Source organism: Nocardia arizonensis (genome assembly GCF_001310275.1).
GTDB classification, from domain to species: domain Bacteria; phylum Actinomycetota; class Actinomycetes; order Mycobacteriales; family Mycobacteriaceae; genus Nocardia; species Nocardia arizonensis.
Genome location: NZ_LGYZ01000129.1, coordinates 166,268 through 182,554 on the forward strand (window position 1 = coordinate 166,268; position 16,287 = coordinate 182,554).

A 16,287-nucleotide genomic window follows, 5' to 3' on the forward strand; every position below is an offset into this window, starting at 1 on the left:
CGGCGGTCAGAGGATCGGCGAGGGCGTGTAGCGCGCGGCGTGGGGATACCGCTCGACGAGTTTGCCCACCGCGGCGATCACCTCGGCGGTCTGCGCCTCGGCCGCGCCGATGAACGCGGATCTGTCGGCCAGCGCGGCCTCGAGTCCGGCACGATCGAGCAGGAACCGGTCGTCGCGGGCCAGGCGGTCGAGCAGATCGGGTTCGCGGCCCTGTTCGCGCATCGCCAGCGCGACCGCTACCGCGTGCTCCTTGATGACCTCGTGCGCCGTCTCCCGACCGACGCCGGCGCGCACCGCGGCGATCAGCATGCGGGTAGTCGCCAGGAACGGCAGGTAACGATCGAGCTCGCGGGAGATCACGGCCGGATAGGCGCCGAATTCGGCCAGCACGGTCAGGAAGGTCTCCATCATGCCGTCGATCGCGAAGAAGGCGTCCGGCAGCGCGACCCGCCGCACCACCGAGCAGAACACGTCGCCCTCGTTCCACTGCGCGCCCGCGAGTTCGGCCGCCATCGAGGCGTAGCCGCGCAGCACCACCTGCAAACCGTTGACCCGTTCGCAGGAGCGGGTATTCATCTTGTGCGGCATGGCCGAACTTCCCACCTGGCCGGGCTGGAAGCCCTCGGTGACCAGTTCGTGGCCCGCCATGAGCCGGATGGTGTGCGCGAGGGAGGACGGCCCCGCGCCGACCTGTACCAGCGCGGAGACGACGTCGTGGTCCAGCGAACGCGGATATACCTGGCCGACGCTGGTCAGCACGGTCGTGAAGCCCAGATGCCGGGCGAGCTGCTGTTCCAGCCGCATCAGTTTCGCCGGATCGCCGCCGAGCAGGTCGAGCATGTCCTGGGCGGTGCCCATCGGGCCCTTGATGCCGCGCAGCGGGTAGCGGTCGATCAGGTCGCGCACCCGCGACAGGGCGATGAGCAGTTCGTCGGCGGCCGAGGCGAAACGCTTGCCGAGGGTGGTGGCCTGCGCCGCGACATTGTGCGAACGGCCCGCCATCACCACGGTCTGGTACTCGGCGGCGCGTTCGGCGAGCCGAGCCGCGACCGCGACGCCGTGTGCGTGCACATGTTCCAGCGACAGCCGGATCTGCAACTGCTCCACGTTCTCGGTGAGGTCGCGGCTGGTCATGCCCTTGTGCACGTGCTCGTGCCCGGCGAGCGCGTTGAACTCCTCGATGCGCGCCTTCACATCGTGGCGGGTGACCCGTTCGCGTTCGGCGATCGAGGCCAGGTCAACCTGTTCCACGACACGCTCGTAGTCGGCGACCACGCCCTCGGGAATGTCGACGCCAAGTTCGGACTGCGCCCGCAGCACCTCGAGCCACAACCGCCGCTCGAGCACGACCTTGTGTTCGGGTGACCACAGGTGGACCAGTTGCGGACTGGCGTACCGGGTGGCGAGGACATTCGGGACGAGGCTCACGAGTCCGTCAGTCTAGTGCCCGGAACCTGTCGGCTTGCTGGGGCGTCGCCGGAGCGACGATATCGATCACCTCGAGCAGCGCGCCGCGCGCCATCCGGCGCGGCGCCGGATCAACCTCGCTCAACGCCGCGACCACCGCGCCGTCGACCACCGCGACCAGTCTGCGCAGTTGTTCCGGCCGCACCACGCGGTCCGAACGTCGCAGCACGTCGGCCAGCAATTCGTCCAGCTGGGCGCGTAGGCGCAGCTGGACCTCGCGTAGCTCGGGATGGCGGGCGGAGGCCACCGACCGTTCGTAGCGGGCGATCAGCTGGCCGCGCGCGCCCTCGTCCGATCCGATCAGCAGATCGAGGACGAGGTCGACGGTCGCCTCGGCGCCGCGGCGACGGTGGCTCACCTCGCCGACCCGGCGGCGCATCGCGTCGAGTTCGGCGTTGCCGCTGAATTCGACCGCGCGCGCGATCAGATCTTCCAGTGATTCGAAATAGTAAGTGGTGGACGCGAGCGGCAAATCCGCTCGCGTGGCGACCGAACGATGCCGTACCGCATCGAATCCGCCTTCGAGTAACAACTCGGCGGCGGCCGCTACCAGAGCCTGGCGACGCCGTTCGCCTTTCGGGGTCGTCGCGGTTATCACCGTGCCATCGTGCCAGTCGTCATCAGTTCATCCGTGCGAAATCGAGTGTGGAAACCCAGCCACACGATTTTCTACCCCATCTGCGCGGTCCGTGGGAGCAAGTGTGCAAACTTGTTGCCTGACTTGACCTTCAAGCACTCAGGTAGCGACCCAACCGTACCAGTGCCTCCTCGATTTCGGCGGTGGCGCCGGCAAATGAGAAGCGCACCGTCCGATGACCGGCGGCGGTGTCGAAGTCGATACCGGGTGCGAGCGCCACGCCGGTGTGGTCGAGGACCTGTGCACACCAGGCCCGCGAGTCATCGGTGAGATGGCCGATGTGGGCATAGGCGTAGAAGGCGCCGTCGGCGGGGGCCAACTCGGTGATGCCGAGTCTCGGCAACCCCTCCAGGAGTAGCCGCCGATTCGCCGCATATCGCCGAACATGTCCGTCCAGTTCGTTTTTGGCCTCCGCGCCGAAAGCGTGCACCGCCGCGAATTGCGATATCGCGGGCGGACACACCGTCATATTCGAGGCCAGCCGCTGCAACGCGGGGCGCAGGCGCCGCGGTGCGAGCATCCACCCCAGTCGCCATCCGGTCATCGAGAAGTACTTCGACACCGACCCGATCACCACCGCCTCCCGCGAGGTCTCCCATGCCGAAGAGGTGCGATTGTCGGAATCGGTGCTCTCATAGGTGATGCCGTGGTATATCTCGTCGGAGATCAGCAGCGTGCCGTGCGCCTCGCACCAGCTCGCCAACGCCGCCAACTCATCCGGGGCGATCACGGTACCGGTCGGGTTCGCCGGACTCGCCACCACCAGTCCCGCGGGCGGCTGCGCCAATTCCTCCAACATGGCCACCGTCGGCTGGAACCGGGTCTGCGGACCGCAGTCGAGTTCGATCACCCGGCAGCCGAGCGCGGTCAGCGTATTGCGGTAGGCGGGATAGCCGGGCCGGGCCACCACCACCGTGTCGCCCGGATCGAAGGCGGCCAGAAAGAGCAGGGTGAACGCGCCGGACGATCCGGTCGTCACCACCACCTCCTCGGGATCCACCGCGTAGCCGTAGGTGTCGCGGTGGTGCGACGCGATCGCCTCGCGTAGCGCGAGGATGCCGAAAGTCTCGGTGTAGCCGAGCAATTCGGCGTCGATCGCGGCCTTGGTCGCGCGCAGCACCGGCTCGGGCGCCGGCGTCGACGGCTGTCCGGCGGCCAGCACGAGCACATCGCCGTGGGTGCGGGCGCGCTGCGCGGCGGCCTTCCACACGTCCATCACGTAGAACGGTGGAATGGTCGACCGGCGAGATTCTCCAGACACCCCGATGACGGTAGCTCCTCCGGCGCGGCGGCGTGTCGGCGGCCGCGCCACGCCCGGCCCACGACGTTTGCCCGCGCGTCCGGCGCCGCTAGGGTTTGCGTAATGCTTGAACAGGTTCGGCGCGTGAAGCTGGAACGAGTACGTGGAGTGGGCGGCATCGGCGTCATTCCACGTACTCGGCATACCGAACCGACCCTCGGGCGGCCCGCCCCGATCGACCTCGCCGGAATACCGCGCCGCCTACGCGAACTGGCCGACCGGCCGCGCCCCGATCCCCGCGAACTCTGGCAGCGCGCGAGGAACCGCGACTACCGGGCGCTGCTCCACCGGCATCGGGTGCTGCTCACCGGCCTGCTAGCCGTCGCCGTCTTCGCCGCCGCCGACAGCCCGTTCACCTGGGGCGTCACCGACCGGACACCCGAGACCTGGGAGGCGCAGCGGGTCGCTTTCGCCTATCCGCAGCAATTCCAGTCCACCCCGCCTTCGGTGCGCCGCTACCTCAATGCCATCGCCAATGGCGAACGCATCCGGGAACAGGCCGTGGTCGCGGCCGCCGCGCGCGCGACACTGGAACGGGCGCGGGCCGAGGCCGCCGCGGCGGTCGCGGGCGAACGACAGGATTGGATGGGCACCGGCGCGACGCCGCTGTCGCCCGGTTCGATCGCCCCGGGCGTCGGCGGATTCGTCCTGCCCGCGCGCGGCGCCTTCACCTCCGGCTTCGGTTCCCGCTGGGGCACATTCCACGCGGGCATCGACATCGCCGGACCCATCGGCACGCCCATCTACGCGGTCGCGGCGGGCACCGTCATCGACGCCGGACCGGCACAGGGCTTCGGACTCTGGGTGCGCATCCGCCACGACGACGGCACCATCACCGTCTACGGCCATATGTACGACTTCTTCGTCTCGGTCGGCGAACGGGTGCCCGCGGGCATGCAGATCGCGCGCATGGGCAACCGGGGCGATTCGACCGGTCCGCACCTGCATTTCGAGGTCATCCAGAGCGGTCAGCACATCGACCCGGCCGCCTGGCTGGCCGCGCGCGGCCTCGGCCTGGGGTGAGGCGGATCAGACGCTGATCCGCGACTGCACCGCGGCCAAGCCGATATCGGTGCGGTAGTGGCTGCCCGCGAGCTTGATCCTCGCGACGCGCGCGTAGGCGTTCTCGCGCGCCTGCGCCAGATCCGCGCCTACACCGACCACGCTGAGCACGCGACCGCCCGCCGACACCAACGCGCCGTCACGGGTCTGCGTACCCGCGTGCAGCACCGCGCTCGACTCGTTCCGGCCGCTGTCCTCGGCGCCGGTGATGACATCGCCGACGCGCGGGCGGCTCGGATAGTTCTCGGCCGCTATCACAACCGTGACCGCCGCGCCGTCACGCCACCGCGGCGGCTCGACCTCGGCGAGGGTGCCGGTGGCGGTGGCGTTGAGCAGTTCGCTCAGCGGGCTGTCCAGTAGGGCGAGCACCGCCTGGGTCTCGGGATCGCCGAAACGACAGTTGAATTCGACCACCGCGGGACCGTCCGCGCCGATCGCCAGGCCCGCGTAGAGCAGTCCGGAGAAGGAGCTGCCGCGCCGCGCCAACTCGGTCGCGACCGGCTGCACCACGTCATCGACGATGGCGCGCACCGTGTCCTGCGGCAGCCACGGCAGCGGAGTGTATGCGCCCATACCGCCGGTATTGGGTCCGGTGTCGCCGTCGCCGACCCGCTTGTGGTCCTGCGCGGGCAGCAGCGGTACCACCGTCTCGCCGTCGACCAGGCAGAACAGCGACACCTCCGGCCCGTCCAGGAAGGATTCCAGCAGGACCGGATGGCCCTGTTCGAGCAATTCCGCGCCGTGGTCGCGGGCGGCGGACCGGTCGGCCGTCACCACGACGCCCTTACCCGCGGCCAGACCGTCGTCCTTGACCACCCAGGTCGGGCCGAAACGGTCAAGCGCGGCGTCGAGATCGGCCGGATTGTCCACGACCTCGCTGTGCGCAGTGCGCACCCCCGCCGCCGCCATCACATTCTTGGCGAACGCCTTGGAACCCTCGATGCGCGCCGCCGCGGCCGACGGGCCGAAGCAGGCGATGCCCGCCGCGCGGACCGCGTCCGCGACGCCGAGTACCAGCGGCACCTCGGGGCCGATCACCACCAGATCGGCGCCGAGTTCACCGGCCAGTGCGGCGACCGCCTCACCCGAGGACGCCTCCACCGCGCGGACCTGCGCATGTTGGGCGATTCCGGCGTTTCCCGGCGCCGCGAACACCGCGGTGACGGCCGGGTCCTTGCGGAGGGCCAGGACGATGGCATGTTCACGGGCTCCTGAGCCGATGACGAGTACGCGCACGGCCTTCAGCTTAAGTGCACGGCCTACGCCGCCGAGCCGGAGCCCGTTACCAGCGAATGACCGGCGACCGACGTTTACGCGAACGGCGCCGAGCGCCGCGCGAAATGCCTTGTCGCCATGCACCCCTCACCGCCCCGGAACGTGGATGATGGATAGCGACGCGGGTTTCGGCCCGTACCGATTGGTTCCGAGTGGCTGAAGGATGTGCGGCGATGGGCCTGATCGACGGACTCATGGGCAATGCGGGCAGGATCGACCCGGCGCAAGCCCAGCAGGAGTACGTGAGACTTCTCGGCAACGGTGAGCAGGTGTATGCGGCGTATCTGCTGGTCCGCGACGCCATGCTGTTCACCAACCGGCGGCTGATCCTGGTGGACAAGCAGGGGCTGTCCGGGCGCAAGGTCAGCTACCACAGCATTCCGTACCGGTCGATCACGCATTTCTCGGTGGAGACCGCAGGCACCTTCGATCTGGACGCCGAATTGATGATCTGGCTGTCCGGCTCCGACACCCCGTTGCAGAAGCGGTTCAACCGTCAGGTCGACATCTACGAGGTGCAGGGCATCCTGTCGCACTACGTGGCGGTTTGAGACGCGGCGCCGGGATCCGGTCACGCGCACGTTGTAGCCTGCGGGTATGGCATCTGTCTTCAGCGCGATCATCGCCGGTGACCTCCCTGGTCGATTCGTCTGGGAGGACGAGGAATTCGTCGCCTTCCTGACCATCGCCCCCGTGACCCAGGGCCACACGCTGGTCGTGCCGCGCGCGGAAATCGACCAATGGCAGGACCTCGACGCCGAGGTCTTCACCCGCCTCACCGGCGTGGCCCAGAAGATCGGCCGCGCCGTGCGCGCGGCCTTCGACGCCCCGCGCGCCGGCCTGCTCATCGCCGGACTCGAGGTCCCCCACCTGCACGTCCACGTCTTTCCCGCCTTCACCATGGGCGATTTCGACATCTCCGGCGCCGACCCAAGCCCCTCCCCCGAATCCCTCGACGAGGCCCATTCCAAGATCAAGCAGGCCCTGCGCGACCTCGGCCACGGCGCCAACGTACCCGCCTGACCGGCACGCGGCGCGTGCGACCGCCCGACGGTCGCACGCGCGCACGGTCAGGTCCACGGACCTCGGATCGGCAGTCGTTCCGCGGGAATACGCCCGCGCAGGAAGGATCTGACCTGCTCGACGCGGCGCGGCGAGCCGATACCGCGCAGCACGACCCGGCTCGTGGTCGTCGCGGTGTTGTTGTAGGAGATCGCCAACGACGCGGTGTTGGTCAGGTAGTCGCGCAACGTGCGCACATACGTCGGCGGTTCGGTGATCTGGTAGTACCAGACGAACTGTTTGGACCGCCGGAAGATACCCGCGCTGACGTCCATACCGTGGTCGTACAGTACCGCGGTGTAGGCACGTGTGCGCAGGTAGATCGTGATCGGCGCGAGCGCCAGATTCACCACCGCCGCCGCGACGGCGAGCATCAGTACGTACACCAGGAGCAGCCCGCCGTCGAAGTCGACGACATCGGCGAGGTTGACCGCCACGAAGACCGAGGGCAGCACCGCGATCGAGCCGAGCGGCAGAATATGGCGTGCGAGCAGGCGCAGACGCCATTTCGGAGTACCCGGGTCGGCGACATGGGACTGTTCGATCAGCTGCCGCACCGGCAGTACCACCGCACCGCGCTCGCACTGCCGCAAGCGCGCCTCCGCGTCGGCGTAATCCGCGGCGGCCAGCACATTCCTATAGTGCGCCGCCGCGTTCACCAGGTCACCGTCCTCCTGCGCGAATCGAGCCAGCTGATATTCGGCCTCGTAGTGGCCCGGATAGGCGCGCAATACCCGCAGCAAGGTCGCACGAGCCTGTTCGCGCTGCCCCAGATCGATCCGACACACCGCCAGCGCGTACAGCGCCGCGACATCGTCGGGCCGCTCGGCCGCCAACGCCCGTAGGACCGCTTCCGCCTCCGCGACGCGCCCTTCTCCCCGCAGTGCCTTCGCCCGCTCGTATCGCGGATCAGCCATGATTCCTCCCCGGTTCCGGCTGTCGAACTCGTAGCCTTGTTCGGCGTCCGCCACGCACGCGTTACACAGACGCGCCGAACCGAGGCGGAGCCGATATCCCCTGCACCGCAAAGATTTTGCATGGAAGAACAGGCCGACCGGATCGCGTCGCGCGGGGTAACGGCGCACGCAGCGCGGCCGATGTCGTGGCGAGGGGAATCGACACGCTGTTCGAGGGAGGACGAAGCATGTCGGATGCGGGAAAGGCCGAGCGCGGTGCCGCCCGGACTGTTCGATAGCTGGATTCTGCCCGCCGGCTCACTGGATTCGATGCGCGTGAGCCACTGGGTGAGTTACTTTCGCGCCGAGGCGCGGGGTCACGACGCGGGTGAACGGGCGACCATGGCGTGGGGATTGGCCCGCGACCATCGCGAACACCTGCCGGACGGCCGGGTCGACAACGAACTCGCCACCGCGGAGCACTACCTGTACGCCTATCAGGATGTGCTCAACGGCGGCAACCCGATCGCGATGCGGCTACTGGTCTTGGCCGCGGAGGCGAGCAAGATCGCGGGTATCGGCCTGCTCGCCCGACTCGGCAACGGCTCCGTCAGCCCCGGCGGTCCCGACCAGCGGGACTGGGGTCTCGCGGGTGTCAGAGACGCGCAAGCCGATTGGGCGCATATCGGTCAGGCGCGGGTTCCTGTCCGTGACCACCCCGACCGTGACGTCCCCGTCGACCACCACCGTCTCACCGACGCGGGCGGGCAGACACCCGATGACGCATCGCCGCCATCACGGCCCGCACCGGGCGGCCACGAACACCACAGCGACAACACCATTCGAAAAGGTATGGAAATGAGCGGATTCGACAAGGCCCCCGCCTCCGACAAGACCCCCGACACGGGCAAGACGCCGATCACCCACGCTCACCAGACATTACCCGGTACCGATTTCGGCGCGCCGCTTCGCGACTTCGACAAGCAATCGCCGGACACCCCGGGAAAGGAGCATCACGACCAGGGCGGCACCGCGGCACAGCACCCGACGGTCAATTCGCACGGCGCCGGGCACGCCATCTCCGATCAATCGCACACCGTGTCGCCGTCGACCGCGCAATCTCCCCACCCGATCCCGATAATGAGCGAAACCAATACGGGCACAACGTCATCCACCGCGCAGGTCGGCAACGCGCCGCACGGACAATCCGCGGGCACACAGGCCGTGCAGGCCACTCCGCCCGCGACCGGCGACGCGGGCACCGACCTGCGCCAATTCGGCATCGACCCCGACCCCGTCCCGGGATCACCCACGACACCGGACGGGATCGTCGCCCCACCCTTCCAACCCCCCGATCCGAGTTCCCGACACACGGGCGACCCGACCGAATCGGCACCCGCCGACAACGCACCCCTGCCGGGCATGGACTTCGTCACCACACACGACCACCCGACGCCGTCCACACCCGACGGACTTCCCGGCGCCGATTTCGGCGCCCCCCATCACGATCCGGTCGGCCTCACCGACCACCACGGCGCCTCTCCCGTGGGCGGCCACGCTCAGCCGACCCCCGACGGACCCGCCACCACCCACATCGAGCACCCCCACTTCGACGCACCGCCACCAGGTATGTGACGAGACGACTTTCAGGCGGCGATCTCGAACAGGGTCAGTTCACGCTCGGACGCGGCCCGCAATTCGGCACTCTCGCGAATCTCACAGGTGGGCCCGATCCCACGGGCTACCGATCGGGGAGACAGCAGCCAACCGTGACACCGGCGGCAATGCGCGACCAGTCTCACCGTGGGCCGATCGTCGAAGGCGGCCATCTCGTTCTCCTCTGGCCAGTCGTTGACCATTGGAGTGTCGCACGAGGTACCGACAGATCGGGATCTACTACGCGATCCACGACGACGGTTCGAGGGAGACCTTCTATGCACCCGGCCCCGCTGCCCGACCCTGACCCGGTTGTTCACGTCACCCAAAAGCCCCGGTTCATCGACCAGGCCGACGGCACGATCCGCGCCTACTACCCGGGCGAGGGCTGGTTCGTGACCGGCGCCGACCGACAAGACGCCATTCGCGCGCTCGCCGATGAGGTCGACCGCCGCATGCAAGATCCGAACTATGTAGCCCAGCACTTCGAGATGGCGCAGCGCCACCTCGACGGCGAACACACTCCAGGATTCGCGGTGGAACTCCTCGACCAGGACCAGTACCGTGCTCGGACAATCGAGATCGGGGATTCACTGGCCGAAGGGAACTCCGACCAGTAGAAGTTCAGACACGCGGACCTTCGTTGAGCCCACTGGATCAAACGGAGCCCCCTGTCAGGATTGAACTGACGACCTTTCGCTTACAGGGTCGATCCGCATGGCGCTGTGCCGACGACGATATACCCTGCAAGCTCACAAGCGCGGAATCAATAGTTCAGCGTTGTTCAATGGGCTGCTCAGAGCTGGTTCCAGCCCATTCCCATTCCTCCGTCCATGACTCGTCAAGAGCCTTAACGGCTCACGAGGGCCGAGATGCACATGCTAATCTCGCTGCGACCTGGTCATTGACCGGTTTTCAACAGAAAATTGAGGCGCGATGGAGGTATCACCAGCATGAACCAGCCGATGCCGTTTCACCACCCGATCGTGATCGAACCTCCAGACGCCCCTGCGTATCTGAGCCACATGGGCATCGCCGTCGCGGACGTCACCGCCGCCATCCAGGCGGGCGATGTCTGGGCTGGCAGTATGTCCACACATCACCCGGTCACGGCCGCGGGGCTCATACGGTGGATCTATGTCGTCGGCACGATGCGTGAACGACTGGCTGTGACGAAGCTGTGGGTCGGAGACGATCCGAAAAATCGTCCTATCTCCCAGCGAAGGGATGGCAGCTACACGCTGTCGGTTGTTGGCGGCAACGAGATCACAGGCATCATCGACCATCCGAGCGGCCCGGCTGCGGCACGTCGCCGAGGCAAAGCCACCGAAGAGGCTGTAAACGATACAGTGCCACTGATCACGGTCCAAGCACTTCGCGGCAGCACCCGGCCCGACGAGCGCGACGTACGCAAGCAGCCACCACAGGGACCATGGTTCCTCGTGTACCACCGAGACACCAACGCCGTGCGTATGGAAATATCACTGCCGCTCGGGTTCGACAACGGCCAGTTCACAGGTTGGAATGTGCGAGTGATCCTCGATGAATGGAGGCCGGACAGTGACAGCGCGAGGCCGCGGGACATCGGTGGACAAGACGTCAACTTCAAGGTCGTCGAAGTCGGCTGAAGCGTACCTGGATCCAGACAGGATCCGGATCGCACGGACGCGGCGGGGAATGACCAAAGCGGAACTAGCGCGCCAGCTGTCGGTCATGCCCCGCACAATCACCCGGTACGAGGCAGGCGAAGCGCCGCGGAATGTCGCCACGGCGCTCGCCGGAGCTTTGGACTTCCCAGCCGGATACTTCGAACGCGGCGATGCGCCAATGTTCGACTCGAGCGAAGTTCGTTTCCGTGCTGCCCGGCGGGCCAGCGCCCGGGAACGCTACGCCGCGGTGGCGGCCGGGGTATCAGGTGTGGAGATCGACCGCTGGATCTCCACACGGTTCGTTCTCCCCGAGATGGCGGTGCCCCCGCTGGCTGGCAATGGCCCACAGACGGCCGCGCAGTTGCTGCGCGGCGTCTGGGGCCTGGGAACCAAGCCGCTACCCAACCTCGTGCAACTATGCGAATCTCGCGGCATCCGCGTCTACAGCCTGCCGCCGTTCGCCGACGCTGTCGATGCGTACTCGATGTGGCGGTCCGGAATCCCGTACGTGTTCCTGGCGCGCCGCAAATCCCCCGAACGGATAAGGTTCGACCTGGCCCACGAGATCGGCCACCTCGTCCTGCACGACGGCGAGCCGTGCGACACGGCCGCCACCGAGCGAGAGGCTGACTCGTTCGCCTCGGAGTTCCTTGTACCGGCGGCCAGCATCGTTGAATATCTGTCGCCGACCCCATCGGTCGCGGACATCTTGACCGTGCGGACCCAGTTCAAGGTGTCAGCGATGGCACTGGCGATGGCAGCGCACAAAACCGGCTGGATCAGTGACTGGAATTACCGTCAGATCTGTATCGAGTTGTCCACCCGTGGATTCCGGTCATCCGAGCCCGGCGGGATGCCGAATTATGAGATGTCTCGGGTGTTCCCGCAGATATTCAGCCGATCGGGTTCCAGGGTCAGCGCCCGGGTAGTCGCCGACGAGCTGGATCTCCCGGTCAGCGATGTGCATGCCCTGACCTTCGGCGCCGAACTGCGAACCGCTCAAGAAACCGAGGTCACCAGCGACACGGCCACCGGCAACCTCAATGGCCACTACCGCCTACATGCGGTCTAGCGGAGAGTGCCAACCTTCCGAGGCTGGTCTAGAAACGATCGGTATGACCTGGGTGTCGATCCTCCGACATACCTGGGAAGACTGCGCCGATCGTGCTAGGGCCGGTTGCCGATATCCGCACTACAGGTGTCCTCGCTTCTCGCGTTCGGCCGAACATACGCCTACGTCCCGCCCGCCGAATAGACCCAACCCAGCACCAAAGCCCCGGCCGAGATTTCGGCCGGGGCTTCTTCGTGTCTTCAGCCGGTCTAGTCTCGAAGCCACGTCATCCACAGTTTGAACAGTTTGTGAACGACCGGATCTCCGGCTCGAACTCGCCCGCGTCGAGGCTCCGCTGCTGCCGGTTACGCGATGCGGTCATCCAACGACGGTATCAAAGTTTAGCGTTGTCCGAGCATTGTGCGATTCTGTAACGACAAAGGTCCTGACCTGTTTCTGCTGGTCAGGACCTGAATGAGCCCCCTGTCAGGATTGAACTGACGACCTTTCGCTTACAACAACGACACGGCCTCTACCACCGAGCCCACAGGACCAAACGGAGCCCCCTGTCAGGATTGAACTGACGACCTTTCGCTTACAAGGCGAGTGCTCTACCACTGAGCTAAGGAGGCGGGTGGCGGGGTTTCCGCGACCGGTTGCACATCATAGCGGGATACGCCGTCGTCGTGACACTCGGTTTCGGGTGTCACGACGACGGCGCTCGGGCGGTGTTCCCGGCGCAGTATCAGATGCCGGGGATCAGGACTGGGCGCCCTGACGGGCAGCGTCGTCGGCGGCCATCGCGTCGCGCAGGCTCTTCGGACGCATATCGGTCCAGTTCTTCTCGACGTACTCGACGCAGGCAGCGCGGCTGTCCTCACCGAAAACGACTCGCCATCCGGCAGGAACTTCAGCGAAGGCAGGCCACAGGGAGTGCTGTTCCTCGTCGTTGACCAAGACGAAGAAGCGGCCGTCTTCATCATCGAAGGGGTTGGTGCTCAATTTCACCTCACTGGGATACTGGCGCGGTATACGGGATCGGCTCTATGGGCCCGTCCGGCGCGGGGGGCGTGCTTGAAGCACGAACCGTGCGCCGGATGATTCCCGAGCGTTGTGTCGACCCTAGCAAGGGAGACGTTACGCGTAGGCGGTTACCTCGGACGGGCTTCGCCCATGCCCGATCGGGGCGATGGTCGGTGCCGGTCGGTGCCGTGTCAGGCGGCGAAGAATTCGAGGAGGATCTTGTTGACCTCTTCGGGCTTCTCCAGGTAACCGAAATGTCCGGTATCGGGAATCTCCTGATAGCGGGCTCCGGGGATGACCTCGGCGACCTCCCGCGACAGGTACGGCGGGATCATTCTGTCATCGGCGAATCCGATGGCCAGACACGGGACGGTGATGCCGCGATATGCCTGCACCCGGTCGAAGTCGTGATCCATCCGCCGCTGGGCGCGGATACCCGGCGTGACCGGGCCGCCGGTGAATTCGAACAGGTCCAGCCAGTCCCGCGCGGCGGCGGGCTGGGCCATCGTGGCGGGCGAGAGGTTCATGACGGCGGTTACCGCGGCCTCGTAGCGGGGCGGCAGTTTCACCCCGCCGGCATCGAGCTCGTGTTCACCGAGCGACAAGGTCTTCTGGAACTGGTCAAGACGCCCGTGCGCCGCCATGAACACCGCCTTGCGCACCAGATCCGGCCGCGCCAACGCCAGTTCCTGCGCCACTCGCGCACCCATCGAGGTGCCGACGAGAAGGGCGGGCCCCTCGTCGAGTAGTTCGATCAGTCCGGCGGTGTCGGCGACGAGATCCTCGATGGCCATACCGGAGGCCGCCTCGAACGAGGGCGCGATACCCCGGTTGTCGAAGGTGCACACCCGATAGCCTGCGGCGACGAGGGCGGGCACCTGGTGCAGTTCCCAGACCCGACCCGGACTCCCGGTCCCCATGATCATGACGACCAGCGGCGCCGCGCCCTTGGCCCGGTCACCCTTGACCTGGTAGTTGAGGGATATTCCGTTCACCGTGGCGAGCGGCATTGTCGCCCCTTTCGTGGAGTCGATACCCACCGGGCGACCGCGTCCTCGGCCGCCCCGGACCTACCAAAGGTATAGGCAGCCGACCCCGGACGCAGTGAACCGGGTGGCTCGAGGCATCCGGGTGAGGCGGGGCGTCACCCGGGGCATATACCATTGACTATTCGCACGTACGAGCGTATTGAGCCGGGAGGACTAGCTATGGCCGCGAAGGGTAGCGCGAACGACATCGCGGACGACGACCTGGAACCACTCGCCGACGAAACCGCACGCCAGGCCCAGCGCGTCGTCGCGGCCTACGCGGAGGACGCCGACGAGTGCCGGATGCTGCTGTCGATGCTCGGCATCGGCCCGAACGGACGCGGCGAATAGATCCCCCACCGATCCCTCGACGACAACGGCGCCGTCGACCTGACGACACGACAACTCCAGACCGGAATCAGCGACGCCCACCGCGCGGCGGGCGTCGGTCCCCGGAGGCGGTCGCCCGAGCAGCGCCGCGCCGCCGCCGATCGAACAAGGATGCGTGAGTGGACCAGATGACCGACCAGCCGTCCGACGACTCCGAACTCGCCCGGATCGACGATCCCACAGTGGATTCGTACGATTCGGGCGGCACGATCGAAACAGATGGGGGCGGTTCCGGTTTCGTTGTCGTAGCCAATCGGCTGCCCGTCGATCTCGACCGACGTCCCGACGGGACGACGCGCTGGAAACGCAGTCCGGGCGGTCTGGTGACCGCGCTGGAACCGGTGTTACGCAACAACAAGGGCGCCTGGGTGGGTTGGGCGGGAGTGCCCGACGTCGATATCGATCCGATGATCGAGGACGGCCTCGAACTGCATCCGGTGCAGCTCTCGGCCCAGGAAGTCGCGGACTACTACGAGGGTTTCTCCAACGGCACGCTGTGGCCGCTCTACCACGATGTCATCGTCCGTCCGACCTATGACCGGGAGTGGTGGACCGCCTACGTGACGGTGAACCGGCGTTTCGCCGAGGCGACGGCCAAGGTGGCCGCCGAGGGCGCCACCGTCTGGGTGCAGGACTACCAGTTGCAGCTGGTGCCGAAGATGCTGCGAATGCTGCGCCCGGATCTGACCATCGGCTTCTTCCTGCACATTCCGTTCCCGCCGGTCGAGTTGTTCATGCAGATGCCTTGGCGGACCGAGATCATCGAGGGTCTGCTCGGCGCGGATCTCATCGGCTTCCACCTGCCCGGCGGCGCGCAGAACTTCCTATATCTGGCCAGAAGGCTTGCGGGGCAGCCGACTTCGCGCGGCTCCGTCGGCGTGCGGGTGAAACTCGGTGTGGTGCAGGTTGGTTTCCGCTCCGTGCGGGTCGGCGCGTTCCCCATCTCCATCGCCTCGGCGGAGATGGACGAGAACTCACGCCGCCGGTCGGTGCGCGAGCGCGCCGCGAAAATCCGTGCCGAACTGGGCAATCCGAAGAATGTTCTACTCGGCGTCGATCGCCTCGACTACACCAAGGGCATCGACATCCGCCTCAACGCGCTCGAGGAGCTCCTCCTCGAGGGTCGGGTCGATCCGACCGAGACCGTCATGGTGCAGTTGGCGACCCCGAGCCGCGAACGGGTCGAGAGCTACAAGCAGATGCGCGGCGATATCGAACGTCAGGTTGGTCGCATCAACGGCGAATTCGCCCGCGTCGGCTTCCCGGTCGTGCACTACCTGCACCGTCCGATTCCGCGCGAGGAGCTGATCGCGTTCTTCGTCGCCGCCGATGTCATGTTGGTGACCCCGCTGCGCGACGGCATGAACCTGGTCGCCAAGGAGTACGTGGCCTGCCACAGCGGCCTCAACGGCGCACTGGTGCTGAGCGAATTCACCGGCGCGGCAGCGGAATTGCGTCAGGCGTACCTGTGCAATCCGCACGATCTGGACAGTGTGAAGGATGCGGTGGTCTCCGCGCTCGAGGACGACCGCGACACCAAGCGGCGCCGGATGCGCTCGCTGCGGCGTCAGGTGCTCACCCACGACGTCGATCGCTGGGCGCGCGCCTTCCTCGAGGCTCTGGCCCAGGATCAGGTCGCGGGCAGTGCCCTGCTCACCGACGACGACGTCTATCCCGAGTCGCCGCGCCGCTGAACCGCCCCGGGCCGCGTCCGCGACGGGCGCGGTCCCAGCGGGTTCACAGCAATCACCCAGGATAGGGCCGGCGGCCTCCCAGATCCCCGGCACAGGA

At 66.9% G+C, this 16,287-nt stretch carries 17 protein-coding genes and 1 tRNA gene; 9 read left to right on the forward strand and 9 right to left on the reverse strand.

Annotated features, from left to right (window positions below; genetic code table 11):
- Positions 1-6 precede the first annotated feature (6 nt).
- The 3 genes from purB to APZ21_RS29620 form a co-directional block, all read right to left on the reverse strand.
- Positions 7-1,428 carry an adenylosuccinate lyase gene (gene purB / locus APZ21_RS29610; protein ID WP_054816555.1) on the reverse strand — a complete coding sequence of 474 codons (1,422 nt, stop codon included), beginning with the start codon at positions 1,426-1,428 and terminating at the stop codon, positions 7-9.
- A gap of 7 nt (positions 1,429-1,435) precedes the next feature.
- A complete protein-coding gene (locus tag APZ21_RS29615; protein ID WP_054816556.1) occupies positions 1,436-2,065 on the reverse strand; it encodes a TetR/AcrR family transcriptional regulator in 630 nt (209 codons plus the stop codon).
- A gap of 130 nt (positions 2,066-2,195) precedes the next feature.
- The gene (locus tag APZ21_RS29620) at positions 2,196-3,365 is read right to left on the reverse strand and encodes a pyridoxal phosphate-dependent aminotransferase (protein ID WP_204249177.1); all 1,170 of its coding nucleotides are present in this window, start codon (positions 3,363-3,365) and stop codon (positions 2,196-2,198) included.
- 102 nt (positions 3,366-3,467) lie between these two features.
- On the opposite strand from APZ21_RS29620, the gene APZ21_RS29625 reads away from it, so the two are divergent.
- Entirely contained in the window at positions 3,468-4,427 is a 960-nt protein-coding gene (locus APZ21_RS29625; RefSeq protein WP_054816558.1) for a M23 family metallopeptidase, read from the forward strand.
- Between the two features lie 6 nt (positions 4,428-4,433).
- On the opposite strand, the gene purD is transcribed toward APZ21_RS29625, so the two are convergent.
- Positions 4,434-5,702 carry a phosphoribosylamine--glycine ligase gene (gene purD, locus APZ21_RS29630; protein WP_054816559.1) on the reverse strand — a complete coding sequence of 423 codons (1,269 nt, stop codon included), beginning with the start codon at positions 5,700-5,702 and terminating at the stop codon, positions 4,434-4,436.
- Positions 5,703-5,914: 212 nt separating this feature from the next.
- On the opposite strand from purD, the gene APZ21_RS29635 reads away from it, so the two are divergent.
- Together APZ21_RS29635 and APZ21_RS29640 are read left to right on the forward strand one after the other, a co-directional pair.
- Complete coding sequence (locus tag APZ21_RS29635; RefSeq protein ID WP_054816560.1) at positions 5,915-6,292, forward strand: PH domain-containing protein; 378 nt, start codon at positions 5,915-5,917, stop codon at positions 6,290-6,292.
- A 46-nt stretch (positions 6,293-6,338) separates the two neighbouring features.
- Positions 6,339-6,764 carry an HIT family protein gene (locus APZ21_RS29640; protein WP_054816561.1) on the forward strand — a complete coding sequence of 142 codons (426 nt, stop codon included), beginning with the start codon at positions 6,339-6,341 and terminating at the stop codon, positions 6,762-6,764.
- A 47-nt stretch (positions 6,765-6,811) separates the two neighbouring features.
- On the opposite strand, the gene APZ21_RS29645 is transcribed toward APZ21_RS29640, so the two are convergent.
- Positions 6,812-7,720 (reverse strand): tetratricopeptide repeat protein, encoded by a 909-nt coding sequence (locus tag APZ21_RS29645; RefSeq protein ID WP_156371395.1) that lies wholly within the window; start codon positions 7,718-7,720, stop codon positions 6,812-6,814.
- A 234-nt stretch (positions 7,721-7,954) separates the two neighbouring features.
- On the opposite strand from APZ21_RS29645, the gene APZ21_RS29650 reads away from it, so the two are divergent.
- A complete protein-coding gene (locus APZ21_RS29650; protein WP_054816563.1) occupies positions 7,955-9,334 on the forward strand; it encodes a hypothetical protein in 1,380 nt (459 codons plus the stop codon).
- 11 nt (positions 9,335-9,345) lie between these two features.
- Here the strand turns inward: APZ21_RS29650 and APZ21_RS29655 are convergent, their stop codons facing one another.
- Positions 9,346-9,528 (reverse strand): DUF6011 domain-containing protein, encoded by a 183-nt coding sequence (locus APZ21_RS29655; RefSeq protein ID WP_054816685.1) that lies wholly within the window; start codon positions 9,526-9,528, stop codon positions 9,346-9,348.
- Positions 9,529-9,633: 105 nt separating this feature from the next.
- Between APZ21_RS29655 and APZ21_RS29660 the strand changes: the two genes are divergently transcribed.
- The 3 genes from APZ21_RS29660 (at position 9,634) to APZ21_RS29670 (ending at position 12,076) form a co-directional block, all read left to right on the forward strand.
- A complete protein-coding gene (locus tag APZ21_RS29660; RefSeq protein WP_054816564.1) occupies positions 9,634-9,975 on the forward strand; it encodes a hypothetical protein in 342 nt (113 codons plus the stop codon).
- A 333-nt stretch (positions 9,976-10,308) separates the two neighbouring features.
- On the forward strand, positions 10,309-10,983 hold the full coding sequence (locus tag APZ21_RS29665; RefSeq protein WP_156371396.1) for a hypothetical protein: 675 nt from the start codon (positions 10,309-10,311) through the stop codon (positions 10,981-10,983).
- Positions 10,898-12,076, forward strand: a complete 1,179-nt coding sequence (locus APZ21_RS29670) for an XRE family transcriptional regulator (RefSeq protein WP_082393551.1) — start codon at positions 10,898-10,900, stop codon at positions 12,074-12,076. The genes APZ21_RS29665 and APZ21_RS29670 overlap by 86 nt, the downstream gene beginning before the upstream one ends.
- A 539-nt stretch (positions 12,077-12,615) precedes the next feature.
- Here APZ21_RS29670 and APZ21_RS29675 read toward each other — a convergent pair.
- The 3 genes from APZ21_RS29675 to APZ21_RS29685 all read right to left on the reverse strand — a co-directional run bounded on the left by APZ21_RS29675 (position 12,616) and on the right by APZ21_RS29685 (position 14,088).
- Positions 12,616-12,687 (reverse strand) — tRNA-Thr (locus APZ21_RS29675).
- A 127-nt stretch (positions 12,688-12,814) separates the two neighbouring features.
- Positions 12,815-13,057 (reverse strand): MbtH family protein, encoded by a 243-nt coding sequence (locus tag APZ21_RS29680; RefSeq protein ID WP_011207082.1) that lies wholly within the window; start codon positions 13,055-13,057, stop codon positions 12,815-12,817.
- Positions 13,058-13,269: 212 nt separating this feature from the next.
- Positions 13,270-14,088: an alpha/beta fold hydrolase gene (locus APZ21_RS29685; RefSeq protein WP_054816566.1), complete on the reverse strand. Its 819-nt coding sequence runs from the start codon at positions 14,086-14,088 to the stop codon at positions 13,270-13,272.
- 198 nt (positions 14,089-14,286) lie between these two features.
- On the opposite strand from APZ21_RS29685, the gene APZ21_RS35265 reads away from it, so the two are divergent.
- The gene (locus APZ21_RS35265; RefSeq protein WP_169334866.1) at positions 14,287-14,457 is read left to right on the forward strand and encodes a hypothetical protein; all 171 of its coding nucleotides are present in this window, start codon (positions 14,287-14,289) and stop codon (positions 14,455-14,457) included.
- 167 nt (positions 14,458-14,624) lie between these two features.
- The gene (locus tag APZ21_RS29690; RefSeq protein WP_054816567.1) at positions 14,625-16,190 is read left to right on the forward strand and encodes an alpha,alpha-trehalose-phosphate synthase (UDP-forming); all 1,566 of its coding nucleotides are present in this window, start codon (positions 14,625-14,627) and stop codon (positions 16,188-16,190) included.
- The last annotated feature ends 97 nt before the right edge of the window (positions 16,191-16,287 follow it).